The 16,509-nt window shown below is 67.3% G+C and carries 18 protein-coding genes; 6 read left to right on the top strand and 12 right to left on the bottom strand.

Annotated features, from left to right (window positions below; translation table 11 throughout):
- The first annotated feature begins 115 nt into the window (after nt 1-115).
- Nucleotides 116-1,444 (top strand): family 1 glycosylhydrolase, encoded by a 1,329-nt coding sequence (locus tag NP4_RS28760; RefSeq protein WP_068004605.1) that lies wholly within the window; start codon nt 116-118, stop codon nt 1,442-1,444.
- A 4-nt stretch (nt 1,445-1,448) separates the two neighbouring features.
- On the opposite strand, the gene NP4_RS28755 is transcribed toward NP4_RS28760, so the two are convergent.
- From NP4_RS28755 to NP4_RS28745, 3 genes are read right to left on the bottom strand one after another with little or no spacing between them, the layout of a single operon-like run.
- On the bottom strand, nt 1,449-3,842 hold the full coding sequence (locus NP4_RS28755) for an ATP-binding cassette domain-containing protein (protein WP_068004603.1): 2,394 nt from the start codon (nt 3,840-3,842) through the stop codon (nt 1,449-1,451).
- 43 nt (nt 3,843-3,885) lie between these two features.
- A complete protein-coding gene (locus NP4_RS28750; RefSeq protein WP_068004600.1) occupies nt 3,886-4,296 on the bottom strand; it encodes a VOC family protein in 411 nt (136 codons plus the stop codon).
- Between the two features lie 5 nt (nt 4,297-4,301).
- Entirely contained in the window at nt 4,302-4,748 is a 447-nt protein-coding gene (locus NP4_RS28745) for a helix-turn-helix transcriptional regulator (protein ID WP_068004597.1), read from the bottom strand.
- Nucleotides 4,749-4,859: 111 nt separating this feature from the next.
- Between NP4_RS28745 and ligD the strand changes: the two genes are divergently transcribed.
- Nucleotides 4,860-5,807 carry a non-homologous end-joining DNA ligase gene (gene ligD, locus NP4_RS28740; RefSeq protein WP_068004595.1) on the top strand — a complete coding sequence of 316 codons (948 nt, stop codon included), beginning with the start codon at nt 4,860-4,862 and terminating at the stop codon, nt 5,805-5,807.
- On the opposite strand, the gene NP4_RS28735 is transcribed toward ligD, so the two are convergent.
- Genes NP4_RS28735 through NP4_RS28720 form a run of 4 tightly spaced genes read right to left on the bottom strand, consistent with a single transcriptional unit; the run spans nt 5,801 to nt 8,593 of the window.
- Nucleotides 5,801-6,349, bottom strand: a complete 549-nt coding sequence (locus NP4_RS28735) for an RDD family protein (RefSeq protein ID WP_255285563.1) — start codon at nt 6,347-6,349, stop codon at nt 5,801-5,803. The genes ligD and NP4_RS28735 overlap by 7 nt on opposite strands.
- The gene (locus NP4_RS28730) at nt 6,346-6,987 is read right to left on the bottom strand and encodes a hypothetical protein (RefSeq protein WP_068004590.1); all 642 of its coding nucleotides are present in this window, start codon (nt 6,985-6,987) and stop codon (nt 6,346-6,348) included. The genes NP4_RS28735 and NP4_RS28730 overlap by 4 nt, the downstream gene beginning before the upstream one ends.
- The gene (locus NP4_RS28725) at nt 6,984-8,255 is read right to left on the bottom strand and encodes a hypothetical protein (protein WP_147288061.1); all 1,272 of its coding nucleotides are present in this window, start codon (nt 8,253-8,255) and stop codon (nt 6,984-6,986) included. Before NP4_RS28725 ends, NP4_RS28730 begins: the two co-directional genes overlap by 4 nt.
- A 5-nt stretch (nt 8,256-8,260) precedes the next feature.
- On the bottom strand, nt 8,261-8,593 hold the full coding sequence (locus tag NP4_RS28720) for a hypothetical protein (protein ID WP_068004585.1): 333 nt from the start codon (nt 8,591-8,593) through the stop codon (nt 8,261-8,263).
- Nucleotides 8,594-8,786: 193 nt separating this feature from the next.
- Between NP4_RS28720 and NP4_RS28715 the strand changes: the two genes are divergently transcribed.
- Both NP4_RS28715 and NP4_RS28710 read left to right on the top strand, forming a co-directional pair.
- On the top strand, nt 8,787-9,359 hold the full coding sequence (locus tag NP4_RS28715) for a GNAT family N-acetyltransferase (protein ID WP_082876310.1): 573 nt from the start codon (nt 8,787-8,789) through the stop codon (nt 9,357-9,359).
- A gap of 101 nt (nt 9,360-9,460) precedes the next feature.
- Nucleotides 9,461-10,204, top strand: a complete 744-nt coding sequence (locus NP4_RS28710) for an FAD-dependent monooxygenase (RefSeq protein WP_082876309.1) — start codon at nt 9,461-9,463, stop codon at nt 10,202-10,204.
- A gap of 29 nt (nt 10,205-10,233) precedes the next feature.
- Here NP4_RS28710 and NP4_RS28705 read toward each other — a convergent pair whose 3' ends face one another.
- Together NP4_RS28705 and NP4_RS28700 are read right to left on the bottom strand one after the other, a co-directional pair.
- Nucleotides 10,234-10,569: a hypothetical protein gene (locus tag NP4_RS28705; RefSeq protein ID WP_156524947.1), complete on the bottom strand. Its 336-nt coding sequence runs from the start codon at nt 10,567-10,569 to the stop codon at nt 10,234-10,236.
- Nucleotides 10,566-10,841, bottom strand: a complete 276-nt coding sequence (locus NP4_RS28700) for a hypothetical protein (RefSeq protein ID WP_068004846.1) — start codon at nt 10,839-10,841, stop codon at nt 10,566-10,568. The genes NP4_RS28705 and NP4_RS28700 overlap by 4 nt, the downstream gene beginning before the upstream one ends.
- A gap of 58 nt (nt 10,842-10,899) precedes the next feature.
- On the opposite strand from NP4_RS28700, the gene NP4_RS28695 reads away from it, so the two are divergent.
- Nucleotides 10,900-11,172: a hypothetical protein gene (locus tag NP4_RS28695; RefSeq protein ID WP_062512432.1), complete on the top strand. Its 273-nt coding sequence runs from the start codon at nt 10,900-10,902 to the stop codon at nt 11,170-11,172.
- A complete protein-coding gene (locus tag NP4_RS28690; protein WP_068004581.1) occupies nt 11,169-11,576 on the top strand; it encodes a hypothetical protein in 408 nt (135 codons plus the stop codon). Before NP4_RS28695 ends, NP4_RS28690 begins: the two co-directional genes overlap by 4 nt.
- A gap of 5 nt (nt 11,577-11,581) precedes the next feature.
- Here the strand turns inward: NP4_RS28690 and NP4_RS28685 are convergent, their stop codons facing one another.
- The 3 genes from NP4_RS28685 to NP4_RS28675 form a co-directional block, all read right to left on the bottom strand.
- Entirely contained in the window at nt 11,582-14,050 is a 2,469-nt protein-coding gene (locus NP4_RS28685) for an excinuclease ABC subunit UvrA (RefSeq protein WP_245998396.1), read from the bottom strand.
- Nucleotides 14,051-14,125: 75 nt separating this feature from the next.
- Complete coding sequence (lexA, locus tag NP4_RS28680) at nt 14,126-14,782, bottom strand: transcriptional repressor LexA (protein ID WP_068004579.1); 657 nt, start codon at nt 14,780-14,782, stop codon at nt 14,126-14,128.
- Nucleotides 14,783-14,832: 50 nt separating this feature from the next.
- Nucleotides 14,833-16,464, bottom strand: a complete 1,632-nt coding sequence (locus NP4_RS28675) for an LCP family protein (protein ID WP_068004845.1) — start codon at nt 16,462-16,464, stop codon at nt 14,833-14,835.
- Between the last annotated feature and the right edge of the window lie 45 nt (nt 16,465-16,509).

Raw genomic sequence — 16,509 nt, 5'->3', positions numbered from 1 at the left:
GCCAAGCCGCCTTCGCCGCACCGGGGCGGACACGAGCGCCCCGGTTGTTTCGCCGCCACACGACACGCCGGGTCGCGACACGGTTTTGGGCTATCACGTAGCTAATGTTGCTGGAATGCGACAGTCTACGCACCGACGGCTGGTAGCCGCGGCCGCCGCGCTGGCCGCCCTGGTCGCGACCGGCGCGGTGGCCACCGCCGCACCCGCACCGGGCGCGCCCGCGCCGGCGTCGCTGGGCGAGAACTTCCTGTGGGGGGTGGCGGCCTCGGGCTTCCAGTCCGAAGGCCGTGCGCCCGACAGCAATTGGACCCGCTACATCGCCTCCGGCGCGGCCGAGCCGTACCACGATTCGGTGCGCTTCCTCGACCGATACACCGCCGATATCGATCGCGCGGCGCGACTGGGGGTCAAGGTCTTCCGGCTCAGCGTCGAATGGGCCCGCGTGCAGCCGAGTCCGGACCGCTGGGACGACGGCGCGTTCTCCGTCTACGACGCCATCGTCAATGCCGTCGAGGCCGCCGGGATGACCCCGATGCTCACCCTCGACCACTGGGTCTATCCCGGCTGGGAGGCCGATCGCGGCGGCTGGCGCAATCAGGGCATGGTCGACGACTGGCTCACCAACGCCCGGAAGGTGGTGGAGCACTTCGCCTCCCGCGCGCCGATCTGGGTCACCATCAACGAGCCCGGCGCATATCTGGGCACCGAGCGGCGCATCGGCAATCTCACCGATGAGCAGTGGCCCGCGGCCATGGACCGGATGGCCCAGGCGCACAACGCCATCTACGACGAGATCCACCGCCTGCAGCCCGACGCCCTGGTCACCAGCAATCTCGGCTTCGTCCCCGGCGCGGAGACCTCGGTGAACCAGCCCTTCGTCGACAAGGTTCGCGACAAACTCGACTTCCTCGGCATCGACTACTACTTCGGCCCCGACCCCGGCCCGCAGGAGGGCGCCACCGCGGCGGGCGCACCCGGTATGTGGAATCTGCCCCTGCAAACCGAGGGCATCTATTACGCACTGCGCCACTACGCCAAGCAGTTTCCCGGCAAACCGCTGTACGTGGTCGAGAACGGGATGCCGACCGACAACAACCAGCCCCGCCCCGACAAGTACACGCGCGCCGACCACCTGCGCGACACCGTCTACTGGCTGCAGCGCGCGAAGGCCGACGGTATGAACGTCATCGGCTACAACTACTGGAGTCTCACCGACAACTACGAATGGGGCTCCTACGCACCGCGTTTCGGCCTCTACAGCGTCGATGTCACCGGCGATCCCGATCTGGTGCGCCACCCCACCGACGCGGTCGAGGCGTATGCCACCGTGATCCGCGCGGGCGGGGTGCCCGCGAACTATCACCCCACCCGCCCGCCGGTCCCGTGCTCCCAGGTCGATCCGCCCGACAGCTGCGACGATCCGGTCGACCCGGTTCAACGCTGAGCGTTCAGGCCCCGACGTATCGCGCGAGATGTTCGCCGGTCAGGGTCGACCGCTCACCCACCAGATCGGCGGGTGTGCCCTCGAAGACGATCGTGCCGCCGTCGTGCCCCGCGCCGGGACCGAGGTCGATGATCCAGTCGGCGTGGGCCATGACCGCCTGATGATGTTCGATCACGATCACCGACTTACCCGAATCCACCAGTCGATCGAGCAAGCCGAGCAGCTGCTGCACATCGGCGAGATGCAGGCCGGTGGTCGGCTCGTCGAGGACGTACACCCCGCCCTTGTCGCCCATATGCGTGGCCAGCTTCAGCCGCTGGCGCTCGCCGCCCGACAGCGTGGTCAGCGGCTGGCCGATGGTCAGATAGCCGAGCCCGACATCGGCGAGCCGGGTCAGGATCGCGTGCGCGGCCGGAGTGCGCGCCTCGCCTTCGCCGAAGAACGCCTCGGCCTCGGTCACCGACATCGCCAGCACCTCGCTGATATCGCGGCCGCCCAGGTGATAGTCCAGCACCGCCGCCTGGAACCGCTTGCCCTGGCACTCCTCACAGGTGGTCGCGACGCCCGCCATGATGCCCAGATCGGTGTAGACGACCCCCGCGCCGTTGCAGCCCGGACACGCGCCCTCCGAATTCGCGCTGAACAGCGCCGGTTTCACGCCATTGGCCTTGGCGAAAGCCTTGCGGATCGGCTCGAGCAGCCCGGTATAGGTCGCCGGATTGCTGCGCCGCGAACCGCGGATCGGAGTCTGATCGACCGACACCACACCCTCCGACGCCGGAATCGAGCCGTGGATCAGCGAACTCTTCCCCGAGCCCGCGACGCCGGTGACCACGCACAGCACCCCGAGCGGGACATCGACATCGACCTTGCGTAGATTGTTGGCGTTCGCGCCGCGAATCTTCAACGCGCCCTTGGCTTTGCGCACCGAATCCTTGAGCGCGGCGCGATCGTCGAAATGCCGTCCGGTGATGGTGTCGCTGGTGCGCAGACCCTCGACGGTGCCCTCGAAACAGACCGTGCCGCCCGCCGCGCCCGCGCCGGGACCCAGATCCACGACATGATCGGCGATCGCGATGGCCTCCGGTTTGTGCTCCACCACCAGCACCGTGTTGCCCTTGTCGCGCAATCTGAGCAGCAGCTCGTTCATCCGCTGGATATCGTGCGGATGCAGACCCGCGGTGGGCTCGTCGAAGACGTAGGTGACATCGGTGAGCGAGGAGCCCAGATGTCGAATCATCTTGACCCGCTGCGCCTCACCGCCCGACAGCGTGCCCGAGGGCCGATCCAGCGACAGATAACCCAGGCCGATCTCCACGAACGAGTCCAGGGTATGCCTCAGCGCCGCCAGCAGCGGCGCGGCCGAGGGCTCCGCCAGCCCCGAGACCCACGCGGCCAGATCGCTGATCTGCATCGCGCAGGCGTCGGCGATGCTGACACCCTCGATCTTCGACGACCGAGCGCCCTCGTTGAGCCGGGTGCCGTCGCAGTCCGGGCAGGTCTGGAAGGTGACCGCGCGCTCGACGAAGGCGCGGATATGCGGCTGCATGGCCTCGACGTCCTTGGACAGCATGGTCTTTCGCAGCTTGGGGATCAGGCCCTCGTAGGTGAGGTTGATGCCGTCGACCTTGATCTTGGTCGGCTCCTTGTACAGCAGGTCGTCGAGTTCGCGCTTGGTGAATTTCTCGATCGGTTTGTCCGGATCGAAATAGCCGCAGCCGCTGAAGATCCGGCCGAACCAGCCGTCCATGCTGTAGCCGGGGATGGTCAGCGCCCCTTCGTTGAGGGATTTGCTGTCGTCGTAGAGCTGGGTCAGATCGATGTCGTTGACCGAGCCGCGGCCCTCGCAGCGCGCGCACATGCCGCCGGTGATGGTGAAGCTGCGGCGCTCGCGCACCTGCTTGCCGCCGCGCTCGTAGGTGACCGCGCCCGCCCCGCTGGCCGAAGCGACATTGAACGAATACGCCTTCGGCGAGCCGATATTCGGCTTCGCGAGCCTGCTGAACAGGATGCGCAGCATGGCGTTGGCGTCGGTGGCGGTGCCGACCGTGGAGCGCGGATCGCTGCCCATGCGCTCCTGGTCGACGATGATCGCGGTGGTCAGACCCTCGAGGACGTCGACCTCGGGGCGGGCCAGCGACGGCATGAAGCCCTGGACGAAGGTGCTGTAGGTCTCGTTGATCAGCCGTCGCGATTCCGCGGCGATGGTGTCGAAGACCAGCGAACTCTTACCCGAACCCGATACGCCGGTGAAGACGGTCAATCGTCGCTTGGGGATGTCGATGCTGACATTCGCGAGGTTGTTCTCGCGCGCGCCGTGCACGCGGATCAGATCGTGACTGTCGGCGACAGATAGCGGACCGGTCGGTTTTCCGCCCGTCTTGGTGGCCTTGGTCATCGTGTCTCCATCTTTCGGGCCGGGAAGGGTGCTCGCCGGGGGCTCAGCCGAGCTGCTGAATACGAATGAGGTTGCCCGAGGGGTCGCGGAAGGCGCAGTCGCGCACGCCGTAGGGCTGATCGGTCGGCTCCTGCACGACCTCGGCGTCGCTGGCCTGCAGGCGTTCGAAGGTCCCGTCGACATCCTTGCTCGCCAGCAGCAGGCTGCCGTAGGTGCCCTTGGCCATCATCTCGTGGATCGTGCGGCGCTCGTCGTCGGTCAGGCCCGGGGTCGCGGTGGGCGGGAACAGCACGATCGCGGTGTCGGGCTGCCCGGCCGGACCCACGGTGATCCAGTGCATCCCGTTGTAGCCGACGTCCTTGCGGATCTCGAAGCCGAGGATGTCGCGGTAGAAGGTCCGGGCGGCCTCGGGGTCGTTGTGCGGCAGGAAGCTCGCGGCAATGGTGATATCCATGTCGATCAGGCTAATTGCGGCTTGGTTGCCTGCGCTTCTCGATTCCTGACCGGTCTGGTGACCTGTTTGGCCACACACGACGGCATGCCCTCGGTCGACCGGGCCGCCTCGCGCCTATACACGCTCGGTGACACACCGACCAGTTCGGTGAAGCGGGTGCTGAAGGTGCCCAGCGACGAACAGCCGACCGCGAAGCAGATCTCGGTGACGCTCAGATCCCCGCGCCGCAGCAAGGCCATGGCCCGCTCGATGCGGCGGGTCATGAGATAGGAATACGGCGATTCGCCGTAGTGCAGCTTGAACTGGCGGCTCAGATGTCCGGCCGACATGTGCGCGTCCCGCGCGAGCGCCTCGACGTCCAGCGGCTGTGCGTATTCGCGGTCGATGCGATCACGCACGCGACGCAGGCGGGCGAGATCCTGCAGATTCTGCTCCGCGGCGGGTTTGCTCACATCGAAAATCGTGCCACGCCCAGCTCCCACTCGAAAGTTCGACCGGTCGGTATCATTCGTCTGATTGTCGTAGATCCGCGTTCGAGCTCGCGAGAGGAACGACGAGGCGCTATGACCGGTCTGCCGCGGTACGCGGCGATGTCGGCGACGGCAGGCACGTTGCCCACCGACGATGACCGCTGGGCCTACGAGGTCAAATTCGACGGCATCCGGGCCATCGGCTACATCGACCGGACGCTGCGGCTGGTCTCGCGCAACGACAGGGACATCACCCCCGCCTGGCCCGAATTCGCCGACATCGCCCCCGCGCATCCGCCCTTCGTCGTCGACGGCGAGATCGTCACCTTCCTGCCCGACGGCCGCACCTCCTTCGAGGCCCTGCAACCGCGCATGCATCAGCGCAATCCCGCCGCCATTCGCGCGCTCACCCAATCGGTTCCGGCCGCCTATCTGATCTTCGACCTCCTGCACATCGGCGACCGCTCCCTGATCGATCTGCCCTACGCCCAGCGCCGCGAACTCCTCGAACGGCTCGACCCGCACGGCCCGCACTGGCGCGTCCCGCCCCGCCTGTCCGGTGTCGGCGCGAACGTCCTCGCCGAATCCGCACGTCTCGGATTGGAAGGCATCGTGTGCAAACGCCTCGACAGCCCCTACCAGCCCGGCCGCCGCAGCCCGCTGTGGATCAAGGTCAAGAACACCAACGACCAGGAGGTGATCATCGTCGGCTGGCGTCCCGGCGCGGGCCGCCGCGCGGGCGGCATCGGCGCACTCCTCATGGCCGTCAACGACGAATCCGGCCACCTGCGCTACATCGGCAACGTAGGCACCGGCTTCACCCGGGCCACCCTCGCCGACCTGCAATCGCGCCTCGCGCCCCTGCACCGCTCGACCCCTACGGTCCAGGCCGACGTCAAAGACGCCATCTGGGTGACCCCGACCCTCGTCGGCGAGGTCACCTTCACCGAATGGACCACCGACGGCCGCCTGCGCCACCCGTCCTGGCGCGGCCTGCGCCCCGACAAATCCCCCGACGAGGTCCACCGAGCCGATCACTGACCCACGCGCACGTCCTGACGCCGGACCGCGGGCAACGAGAACTCCGGCCCGCCCCCGCCACCGGTGTAGTTCCCGAACACGCTGAGCAGGAAGAAAACCCAGAAGAAAACCCCCACCACCCACACCTTCACCAACCGTCCGAACCCGGGCCACCCGCCATCCTCGGGCCGAATCACCACCAGCCCGCACAGCAACTTCCCCACACTGCCATGCCAAAGCCCTTGCACCACAACACGATCGATAATCGAAAGCACCGGCCAAGACACCAACGCCCAAAATCGCGCCTGCGGCAACTTCTCATCGAGCACATGATCCTGCGCCATCACCACGAACACCGCGATCATCGGCCCGGCGTGCAGTACCCAATCCACAACGAATGCCGTAATCCCCCGCAGCCGCCGCGTCGACGGATACCTGGGGTCGCCCCACGTCCCATACTCGGTCGGCGGGTCGTCGAGCCGCCCGAATGTCTCGATCCCGCGTACCTCGGAGGGTTCCGGGGGTTGGCCGGACCCGCCCTTGCTGTGCCGCCCGTAAGTCACAGCGCCAGCCACCCTCCGTCGCGATTGCGGATCTGCAGATCGACAGACCTGGCCATATCGATGACCACAGGGCGAAACCACGGGCCACGGGCGACGAAGATCGTCGAGAGTTCGATCGCCGCGATCGCCGAGCCGTCCTCGGACGGAATCACGGCTTCCAGCTGATACGTCGAGGCCGTCGTCCCTCGCATCGGATTACCGGGAAAGTCCGGCACCGGCAGTTCTCGAACCTGTTCGAAGAACATCATCGGCCGGTTGTCCAGCTCGATCACCTGAATCTCACCCGGATCTCCGGACGCCATCTTGGCCTCGGCGAGGTTCTTCACCACCAGACGGGGATTCTCGGTGTCGCCCTCGGCGTCGTAGACCAGGACCGTCAGCACCGAGGTCACGAGTTCGTCCTCGATCGAATGTCTGCCCAGGCCGCAGTAGCGGACGCCGTCGCGGGCGAGCTCGCCGAGGAACGCTTCCATCGCGGGAAGCACCTGATCGGCGGCCCGAGCGATATCGGCGGGACCGACCTCGCGCAGTAACGCCGCGGCCGTCGCGATGCTCCGATCGATGCCGCTCAGCGGAAGTGGTATGTAGCCGACCGGGATCCGGATTCCGAGGTCGACCTCACGAGCGATCCTGTTCACGATTTCAGCCAATCCCTGATGTCGTGGTATCCGGCGGTCGCCGCGGTCTTACCTCGCCACACCATCTCGATCGAATCGAGCCGGTTCATCAGGGCCAGTTCGGGACTCGCGTGCGCGCCGACGCCGAATACCGAATCGGGCGCCTTGGTGAACAGACTGTTGATGCCCTTCGTCGACAGACCCGGCGCATGGGCGGCATCCGACAACACCGCCGTCAGACTCGGAGCGACCGTGCCCGCCTCAGCCGCCTCCGCGGCCAGTTTGCCCATCGAGCGAACCCCTTGCACCGCACCATAACCCGGCGCCATGCCGAGTCCGTCCACGCCGACCGTCGCCAGCGATTTGAGATCCTGGGTGTGGAAATCGCCGTGCAGGAAGTCGCCGTTGCCGATGCCCTTGGCGAAGTCCCCGATATCGTTGCGAATCTTCGGATCGGTGAGGTCGAGTCCGACATTGGCGGCGCTCGCGGCGATGCCGACGACCATGCCGATGACATCGAACGGCGGCGGTGTGAACATCGCGACCAGCGCGCCGACGGCCGCCACGGTGCTCAGGATATTGTGGACGAGTTCTCGGTGCTCGGAGATCCAGTCGCCCACCGCTTTCACCGCGTCGGCGATCTTGTTCCACCAGTGCTTGTTCGGCGGGCTGGGCGCGAAATCCTTGGCGGCCGAATCCAGTTCGGCCGCGACCTTTTTCGCCAACGTGTTGTGGGTCTGTTCCAGGTCGTGCGCGCGCTTGATCACGGAGTCGATCTTGTTCTGCGCATCCGTCACCGCGGTCGTCGCCGAATTCACCCGCGCGATCGCGGCGTCGAGCCGAGTCTGCGCGGCCTGCAACTCCGCACCCTCCGAAAACGACTGATGCGCCAGATTCAGATCGGGATTCGCCTGGGCCTGCGTCAGCGCGGCCTGCGCCTGCGCATGCTCCTGCCTGGCCGCCGCGGCCTCGGTCTCGAGCGTAAGAGCGGCATCGCGGTCCGACACCAGGCCGGTATGCCACTCGTCGAGTACGGTCACCGCCCGTTCGAGAGAATGCTGCGCGTAACCGAGATCCTGCGCGAGTGTGGTGTCGAAATGGCTGCGGAACGCGTCGCCGCCCTCGCCCTTCCACACGCTGTCGTTACCGTTACGCAGGCGGCTCAGCACGTCATTGGTGTCTTTGACGGCCTCGCTCGCGGAGTCGATCTTCCCACGCAGAGTCGCGACGTCCTCGGGAACTCCCGGAACGGGATTGAAACCCAGATTGGGATACGGATTGTCGGTCACCGCGCTCACTTACGTTCGAATTGGCCGAGGGACTGATCCACCGCGGATTGCGCTTGGGTCAACGCGTCCGCGAAACCCTGATCCACCTCTTCGTAGGCATCGCGGCATTGGGAAATGCCGTCCCCCGCGGATTTCGCGTGCTCGCCGATCCGCTGCAGTCCGTAATGCCATCGCGTCTGGAAACTGTCGGCCGCGTCATTGAGAACCTGCGGCCCGATATCGCCGTGCCCGCCCTGCTTCATGGCGGTCATCGCATCGTTGAGCACCTGCTCCGAACCCCGCAGCAACTGCACCATCTTGCCCAGCACATCGATATCCACGCTCAGAAACCCGGCCAACTCACTCTCCCTTCACCACCAGATGTACACGACACAGTCAGACGTCCAATCCAGTACCCCGGTTCCATAGCGAATTGCTAACCGGACAAACTTCGCATCGAACAGTCCGGCCCGATGCCCGCGCCGAAGCATTCCGGCAGATGATCACAACCGAATCCACGGGCCAGCACCGAAACCGGCGATCATCATTGCCATGCACCCCGAACCGAGGTCGACCCTGCCGCCCGGCATCCACCCCGCCCCGCGGATCGAGCAGGGAGATCTGCTGATCCGCCGATGGCAGCGTCGCGATCTGTTCCCGCGATGGGCGGCGATCACCGCCTCGTACGACCTGCTGCGCCCGTGGTGGGGCGACAGCCTCGTCGAATTGGCCACCCTCGAGGGACAGCGCCGCTACGCCGCGAAATGCGAACTCTGGCCGAGCACGGACGGTGGCTACCGCTACGGCATCTTCGACCGCGACGGCGCACTTCTCGGCGGCATCAACCTGCACGACCGAATCGGCGACGGCGCAATCGAACTCGGCTACTGGTGCCATACCGCCCACACCGGCCGCGGTGTGATCACCCGCGCCGCAGCCGCGCTGACCGACCTCGCCCGCACCCTGCCCGGCATCACCCGCGTCGAAATCCGCTGCGACGTCGCCAATATCCGCAGCGCAGCCGTCCCCCGCCGGCTCGGCTTCCACCTCGACCGACTCGGCCCGCGGCCGAGAGCCGCGCCCGCCGACACCGGCACGCAGATGTACTGGATCAAGCAGCGCTGACCGCCCATTGCGATCATGGGCCGCGCGGCCCATCAAATGATGAATTAAGGGGGAGCGCGAACATCCCGTTCCTCGGCGCGACCTATCCGGACGAATTCATCATGGCCGACGCGGAATTGGATTGGGAAATGCCGCACGGGGACCTCTACGTCTTCCGGCCCGCGCGGGCTTCATGGCCGCCTTCTCGATGCCCGGCACCGGCCCGCTACCGGATCTTCGGCAAAGTGGACACCGGTCCCGAGGGCCCGGCCCCGGAATACAGCGAACCGACCCACGAGCAGTTCCAGCAGATGATGGACGAGCGCTGCCCCGTGCCCACCCGCGTGGTCCGCGAATACTGGGTCAGCCGTTACCGTCTGCACCGGCGCACCGTGCCCGACTACCGCGCCGGGCGGATCTTCGTCGTCGGCGATGCCGCGCACGTGCACAGTCCGGCCGGTGCGCAGGGTATGAACACCGGCATCCAGGACGCCTACAACCTGGCCTGGAAACTCGCAATGGTCCAGCGCGGCAATGTAACCGGCGCGAATGCGGACACACTGCTCGACAGCTACAGCGGTGACCGGCACCCGGTCGGCGAGCGGCTGCTGAAGGCCACCGACCGGATGTTCGGCGTCATCTCCGGGCGGTCGGTCGCGGCCCGGCTCATGCGACGCTATCTCGGGCCGACGCTGGCGAAAACGGTTCTGACCCGGCACTCGTTCCGACAGTGGCTGGCCGCGCCCCTCGCGCAGTTGCGTATCACCTATCCCGGCAGCGTCCTCAATTCCGAGGACGGTTCGGATTGGGGCGATATGCCCGCGCCCGGCGACCGCGCTCGGGAGGCCGCGGTGACCATCGACTGATCACCGAGCTCACCGCCCGGCTGTCGTGATCAGCTGGCGTGGCGCACGGTGTGGATGCGGGCCAAGGCGCGCAGAGCGTCGGCGCGCGAGATGAGCTCACCGTGGTCGTCCAGATCGGCCACCGCGGCCTCGGCCCATTCACGCACCAGGGTCGACACCCCGATGCCGCGCTGTTCGGCGAGTTCCTTGATCCGGCCGTGCAGCTGCATCGGTAACCGGATCGAGGTGGTGACCATGATGTCCTCACCCGGTGACAATCGCGGCGGCAACTGCGCGGCCGGTACCGGATCGTCCCGGAAGGTCAGCCGGTCCAGGAACGCGCTCGTTTCCTCCGGGGTGGAGGGAAAGTCCTTCTCGCCCATCACCGGTTCTCCTGTTCCCAGTGCTCGAACACCGTCAGCTCGTCGGCGCGCATCTCGCGGGCGCCCACGATCAGCCAGGTCCACTGATCGGTCTGCCTGGTCACCACGATCAGCGGACGCCCGTCGACGGTCCGGGCCCAGATCGACAGCACGGTGACATTGCTGTCGTCGGCGAGCCGCGGCCAGCGCCGGATGGCGCCGAGGACCTGACGGACTTCCTGGGGTTCGACGCCGGCCAGATGTGCCAAGGCCCAATCCGGCCACTCGAAGCCCATACCCGCATAATACGCGCGTAGTAATCGCACGTCATACATACCCGAGTACACTTCCGGTATGGCGAGAGAGCGGCGGACCCGCAAGGTGACCGTGACCGTGCCCGAGGAGGTCGCGGCCACGCTCGACAGCTGGCGAGACGGCGGCCGAATCGAATCGGTGAGCGCGTTCGTCGCCGAATCGGTGCAGGCCCGCCTCGACCGCGAGCGCTCGATGGCCGCGATCGAATCGGTCTACGGCGGCCGCCCGCCGCTCGAGATGGTCAACCACGGCAGGCGACTGTTAGGGCTGCCGCCGTTGTCGGAGAACGAATACCGCGCCGGCGCAGCGTGAACCCGGCCGCCCTGTCCGGGGTGGTGCTGGACCTGGCCGCGGTCCGCGGCTGGTGTCGGCGCGATCCGTATCCGCACGCCATCGCCTGGGCCACCGTCGAATCCGGTAACACCCTCATCGTTCCGGCCACCGTCCTCACCGCCGCCCGCGCCCAGGTCCCATCCGATCAGCTCGATATCCTCGCCGCGTTGATCGATATGCCGCATACGCTCGTTCCGACCCTGGATCGCCGATCCGCCGCCGATGTCGGGGCCCGGCTGGTGGGCGTCGACGACGCCGATCCCCTGCTGTCGGCCGCACACGCCGTGCACGAGGGCATTTCGCGGCGCTGGCATGTGCTGACCGCGCGCCCGATGGTCCTGCTGGGCATCAACTCCGACGTGCTGACCGACACCCTGCCCTAGCGGTATCAGCCGGACGCGTTGTCGCCCAGGTGATCTCGTAGCCAATGCCCGGTGCGGCCGTCGGCGGTGGCGGCGATCCGTTCCGGCGTGCCCGTGGCGATGATCCGGCCGCCGTCGGGCCCGCCTCCCGGACCCATATCGATCACATGATCGGCATTGGCGATGACATCGAGGTCGTGGTCGATGACGATCACGGTCGCCTCGGCGTCCAGCAGCCGATCCAGCACCCCGAGCAGGGTACGAATATCGTTGGGATGCAACCCGATCGAGGGCTCGTCGAAGACGTAGAGCACATCGCGCTGATCGGTGCGCAGCGCCGTCGCCAGGCGCAGTCGCTGAGCCTCGCCTCCCGACAGCGCGGGGGTGGGCTCCCCGAGGCTCAGATAGCCGAGCCCGACGTCGAGCAGCGCGCGCAGTGGCGTCGTGATCTTGGAGTAGCCGGTGAAATGTTCGACGGCCTCGGTCACGGTGAGCGCCAGGACATCCGCGATCGTCTTGTCGTCCACCCGCACCGCGAGGGTCTCGGGGTTGTAGCGCGCGCCGTGGCAGTCCGGACAGGTGACGGTCAGATCGGGCAGATACTGGATATCGAGGTCCAACTCCCCCAGACCGAGACAGGTCGGGCACTGCCCGGCGGGGGTGTTGTAGGAGAAATGCGTTGCGCCGAGCCCGGATTCGGCGGCGTAGCGGGCGCGAATGGCGTCGAACGCGCCGCTGTAGGTGGCGGGGGTGGAGCGGGAGTTGTTGCCGATCGGCGTCGCGTCCGACACCACGGTCCGCCGCACACCCGCCCGCTCGACGACGCGCACATGACGCGGCGGGATCTCCTCGACGAGCGCCGGAACCAGGCTGTCGAGGATGAGCGAGGTCTTCCCCGAGCCCGACACTCCGGTCACGGCGGTGAGTCTGCGCACCGGCACGCGCGCGGTGACATCGCGCAGCGTGTACAGCTCGTCGACGGTGAATTCCAGTGCGGGATGGCCGGATTCGATCTCGCGACGGCATCGGAACCGCCGCTGGTAGCGGCCCGACAGATAGGGCCCGGTCACCGATTTCGCCGCGCGGGCCAGCTGCGCGACCGTGCCCTGCGCGACGACCGTGCCGCCCGCGCGTCCCGCGCCGGGACCCATTTCGATCAGATGATCCGCATCGCGCAGCAGCGCGATGTCGTGATCGACGGCCACCACGGTATTGCCGGCCGCCACCAGCGCGCGCAGGACCGTGCGCAAACCCTCCACATTGTCCGGATGCAGCCCCACCGACGGCTCGTCGAGCACATACAGCATGCCGGTCGATTTCGCCTGCAGCGTCGCGGTCAGCCCGATGCGCTGACGCTCGCCGGTCGACAGCGTCGCACCCGCGCGATTCAGCTCGAGATAGCCGATTCCCAAGCGCCGCAACGGTTCCAGCCCGTCGCGCAGCTCGCCGGTGAGCCGATCCGACAGCGGCCGCAGCTCCCCGGGCAGGCTCGCGCCCACGCGGTCGGCGAAGCCGCTCAGCTCGTCGAGGCGCAATTCGCTCGCCTCGGCGATGGTCAGATCCGCCAGCGTGGTGGTCAATGCCCGCGGCCGCAGCCGCGTGCCGTGACAGGCCGGGCAGGGTCCGGTGCGGAAGAACTGGCTCAGCCGACGCCGGGTGAGTTCGCTGCCGGCCTTGGCGAGCGCGTTTTCCACTGTGCGCCGGGCGCTTTCGTAGGTCATGACCGGGCTGACCGTGCGTCCGGCCTTACTGGTCAGATGGACCTCGCGCCGCTCCGGCGGACCGTCGAGCAGGATATCGCGTTCGCGCGCGGTGAGTTTCGCGACCGGTACGTCGGTGCGCACCCCGAGTTCGGCGGCCACCTCCGGCATATAGCTGCGCCCGGCCAGATTCCACGGCCGCACCGCGCCCTGCGCGACCGACCGGGATTCGTCGAGCAGGGACTCGGGGTCGATCTCGTCGCGAATGCCGAGCCCGTCGCAGTCCGGGCAGCGTCCGATCGTATTGAACGAGAACGACTCCGCGCTCGGATGTTCGAAATGCGCCCGGCACACCGGACAGTCCAGCCAGAGCTGCGCGCTCTGCGCCAGCGTCGGGGTGAGCACATGCCCGTTCGGGCACAGATGCCAGCCCAGCCGGGAGTACATCAGCCGCACCACATTGAGCACCTCGGTCAGCGTCCCGACGGTACTGCGCGGTCCGGGCACGGGCGGGCGCTGGCGCAGCGCGAGCGCGGGCGGCAGGAATTCGACGCGATCGACATCCGGGCGCGCGGCCTGCCCGATGCGTCGGCGGGTGTAGGCGGACAACCCGTCGAGATAGCGGCGCGAACCCTCCCCGTAGAGCACCCCCATGGCCAGCGACGACTTACCCGACCCGGACAACCCGGTCAGCATCACCAGCGACCACAACGGCACCCGCACCTCAATATTGCGCAGGTTGTGCGTGCGCGCACCGACCACCTCGATCGCGCGCGGCAATCGTCTACCGGACACGCAGTCGAGCATGCCCGCGCCCGGGCCGAATCCAAGATCAACACGCCGGGCGAACTCGTGCTCACCGTGCGGTAGTCACATCCGGCGCATCACCGAGACCACCTTGCCGAGCACCACGGCCCGGTCGCCGTCGATCACCTGGTAGGCCGGGTTGCGGGGCTCGAGGTAGACGTGGCCGCCGCTGCGGCGGTACACCTTCACCGTGGCCTCCTCGTCGATCATGGCCGCCACGATATCGCCGGTATGCGCCTCGTGCTGCTGGCGCACCACGACGATATCCCCGTCGCAGATGGCCGCGTCGATCATCGAGTCGCCGCGCACCCGCAGCGCGAAAACCGTTCCGCGCCCGACCATCTGACGCGAGAGGGTGAGCATATCGTCGGCGTGCTCCTCGGCCAGGATCGGAACGCCCGCGGCGATATCGCCGACCACGGGCACCGCCACGGCGTCCTCGTCGCCCTCGCGCGGCGCCGCGCCGCGCAGGAACAGCCGCACATCGATCGGGCGGGTCATGGTTTCCCCGCGCCGCAGAAAGCCCCTGTCCTCCAGCGCCTTCAGATGCTTGGACACCGATGAGGTGGAGCGCAGGCCGACCGCCTCGCCCAACTCCCGTGTGCCGGGCGGATATCCGTGGCGCACCACCCAGTCCTGAATGGTGGCCAGGATTCGCTGCTGGCGCGGCGGCAGGGTCGAGGTGTCGAGGTGGTCGAACGCGTCGTCGTATCCGGTCACCGGGGCATCCTATGCGCCGGGCGGCGAGACGCCCGCGCGCACACGCGGGTTCAGTTCACGCAGGGGATGTCCGAACCGATGCTGGTGGTGACCGGTTTACCCGAATCGGGTTGGCCGTCGGCCGAAGTCGCCCCCGCACCGGAACTACCGGCCGAGGCGGAGACCGAGGTCGAAGAGGAGGACGCACCGGTCGAATCGGGACTCGCCGTCGTCGACGCGGACGCGCTCGAACTCGTATCGTCCGGCATGGCGAAATCGCTGCCGATGACCACCTTCACATGTCCCGCCTCGACACTCTTCGACGGCGCGGTCGGCAGCCCGCCGAGCATATCGGCGACCTGGGTGGCGTCGGCGTCGGTACTGCTGGACGGGTAGTACACCACCGAGCTGGAGCCGTCGCCGTACTGGGCATTGAGCGCGTCGCCGGAGTGGAAGCCCTTGCCGGACAGGAAGTTCGACACCTTCGCCGCCATACCGGAGGCCGCGCCCGCATTGCGCACGTCCACCGTGCTCAGCGGCGCGGTCTTCGGGGCGGTCGGCTGCGGGGTCTGCACGCCGAACGCGGTGCGCACGACCTTCTTGATGGCGGCCGGATCGATGACATTGACGTCCTGGCCGTCGACATTGTCGTAGGCCTTCACCGGCAGGGTCTGGAACTCGATCGGGATCGAGCCCGCCTTACCCATGGTCTGGGCGAAGTCGAGCAGATTCCAGCCCTGCGACAGGACGACATCGTTCTGCGCGGCGGTGATCAGCGCCTGCAGCTTACCGACATTGGTCAGCGTGCCGGAATCCTTGAGCTGCTTGGCAACCGAGGTGAGAAAGGCCTGCTGGCGATGGGTGCGGTCGAGGTCGCCGTTGTCCAGGCCGTGGCGCTGGCGCACGAACGACAGGGCGTTGGCGGCGTCGAGATGCTGACGCCCGGCCGGGAACACCGCGCCGGAGTAGTACTCGTCGTTGACCGCGTGGTTCAGGCAGACATCGACGCCGCCGAGGATATTGGCCAGATCGTAGAAGCCGACCAGTGAGATCTCGGCAAAGCGGTTGATCGGCACGCCGGTGAGCTGTTTGACCGTGGCCACGATGGATTCGCGTCCGGCCTCGCGGCCCTGACGTTCCAGTTCCACCTTGTCCTTGACGCCCTGGTTCTCCAGCTTCTGTTCGACCGTGGCCTTCTTGAGCCCGTAGGCTTCCTTGATCTTGGCGTGGTCGTAGCCGGGGATGCCCGCGACCTGGACGTAGTCGTCACGCGGGATGGAGAAGGCGGTGATCTTCTTCAGATCCTTCGGAATGTGGACCAGGATCAGCGAATTGGCGTTGTAGCCGCCCTCGGTGCCGTCACCGGCGTGCAGCTGATCGAGGATGTCCTTGGGCAGATCGTTGCCGTTCTGATCCTTGCGGGTGTCCAGGCCGATCAACAGGATGTTCATATCGCCGTCGAGGGCGGCCGCATCGGCCTCGCTGATCACATTGGATCGGGTGAAGCCCTCGTTGATGCTTTTCTCGCTGTAGTAGGCGAATCCGGTGCCCGACACCACGATCACCGCGGTGGCCGCCGCCGCCAGCCGACCTGCGATACGCGCGGCGCGGGCCTGCTTGCTGGGCGGACGTTTCGCGGCCGCGCGGCGGGCGCTTCGACTGGGCTTCGCCGGGACGTACCGGTCGGTCGGGGCGTTGGCGATATCGGCGGCCGTCGCGGCTTTACCCCGCGGGCGACGGGTCTCGGC

Origin of the sequence: Nocardia pseudobrasiliensis NBRC 108224, assembly GCF_001613105.1 — a bacterium.
Taxonomy (GTDB): domain Bacteria; phylum Actinomycetota; class Actinomycetes; order Mycobacteriales; family Mycobacteriaceae; genus Nocardia; species Nocardia pseudobrasiliensis.
This window is presented reverse-complemented; position numbering and strand designations above follow the sequence as displayed.

Bases quoted from the DNA above. Each gene is read 5' to 3' on its own strand.
- NP4_RS28760 (WP_068004605.1), top strand. From the start codon at position 116: ATGCGACAGTCTACGCACCGACGGCTGGTAGCCGCGGCCGCCGCGCTG.
- NP4_RS28755 (WP_068004603.1), bottom strand. From the start codon at position 3,842: ATGACCAAGGCCACCAAGACGGGCGGAAAACCGACCGGTCCGCTATCT.
- NP4_RS28750 (WP_068004600.1), bottom strand. From the start codon at position 4,296: ATGGATATCACCATTGCCGCGAGCTTCCTGCCGCACAACGACCCCGAG.
- ligD (WP_068004595.1), top strand. From the start codon at position 4,860: ATGACCGGTCTGCCGCGGTACGCGGCGATGTCGGCGACGGCAGGCACG.
- NP4_RS28715 (WP_082876310.1), top strand. From the start codon at position 8,787: ATGCACCCCGAACCGAGGTCGACCCTGCCGCCCGGCATCCACCCCGCC.
- NP4_RS28710 (WP_082876309.1), top strand. From the start codon at position 9,461: ATGGCCGACGCGGAATTGGATTGGGAAATGCCGCACGGGGACCTCTAC.
- NP4_RS28700 (WP_068004846.1), bottom strand. From the start codon at position 10,841: ATGGGCTTCGAGTGGCCGGATTGGGCCTTGGCACATCTGGCCGGCGTC.
- NP4_RS28695 (WP_062512432.1), top strand. From the start codon at position 10,900: ATGGCGAGAGAGCGGCGGACCCGCAAGGTGACCGTGACCGTGCCCGAG.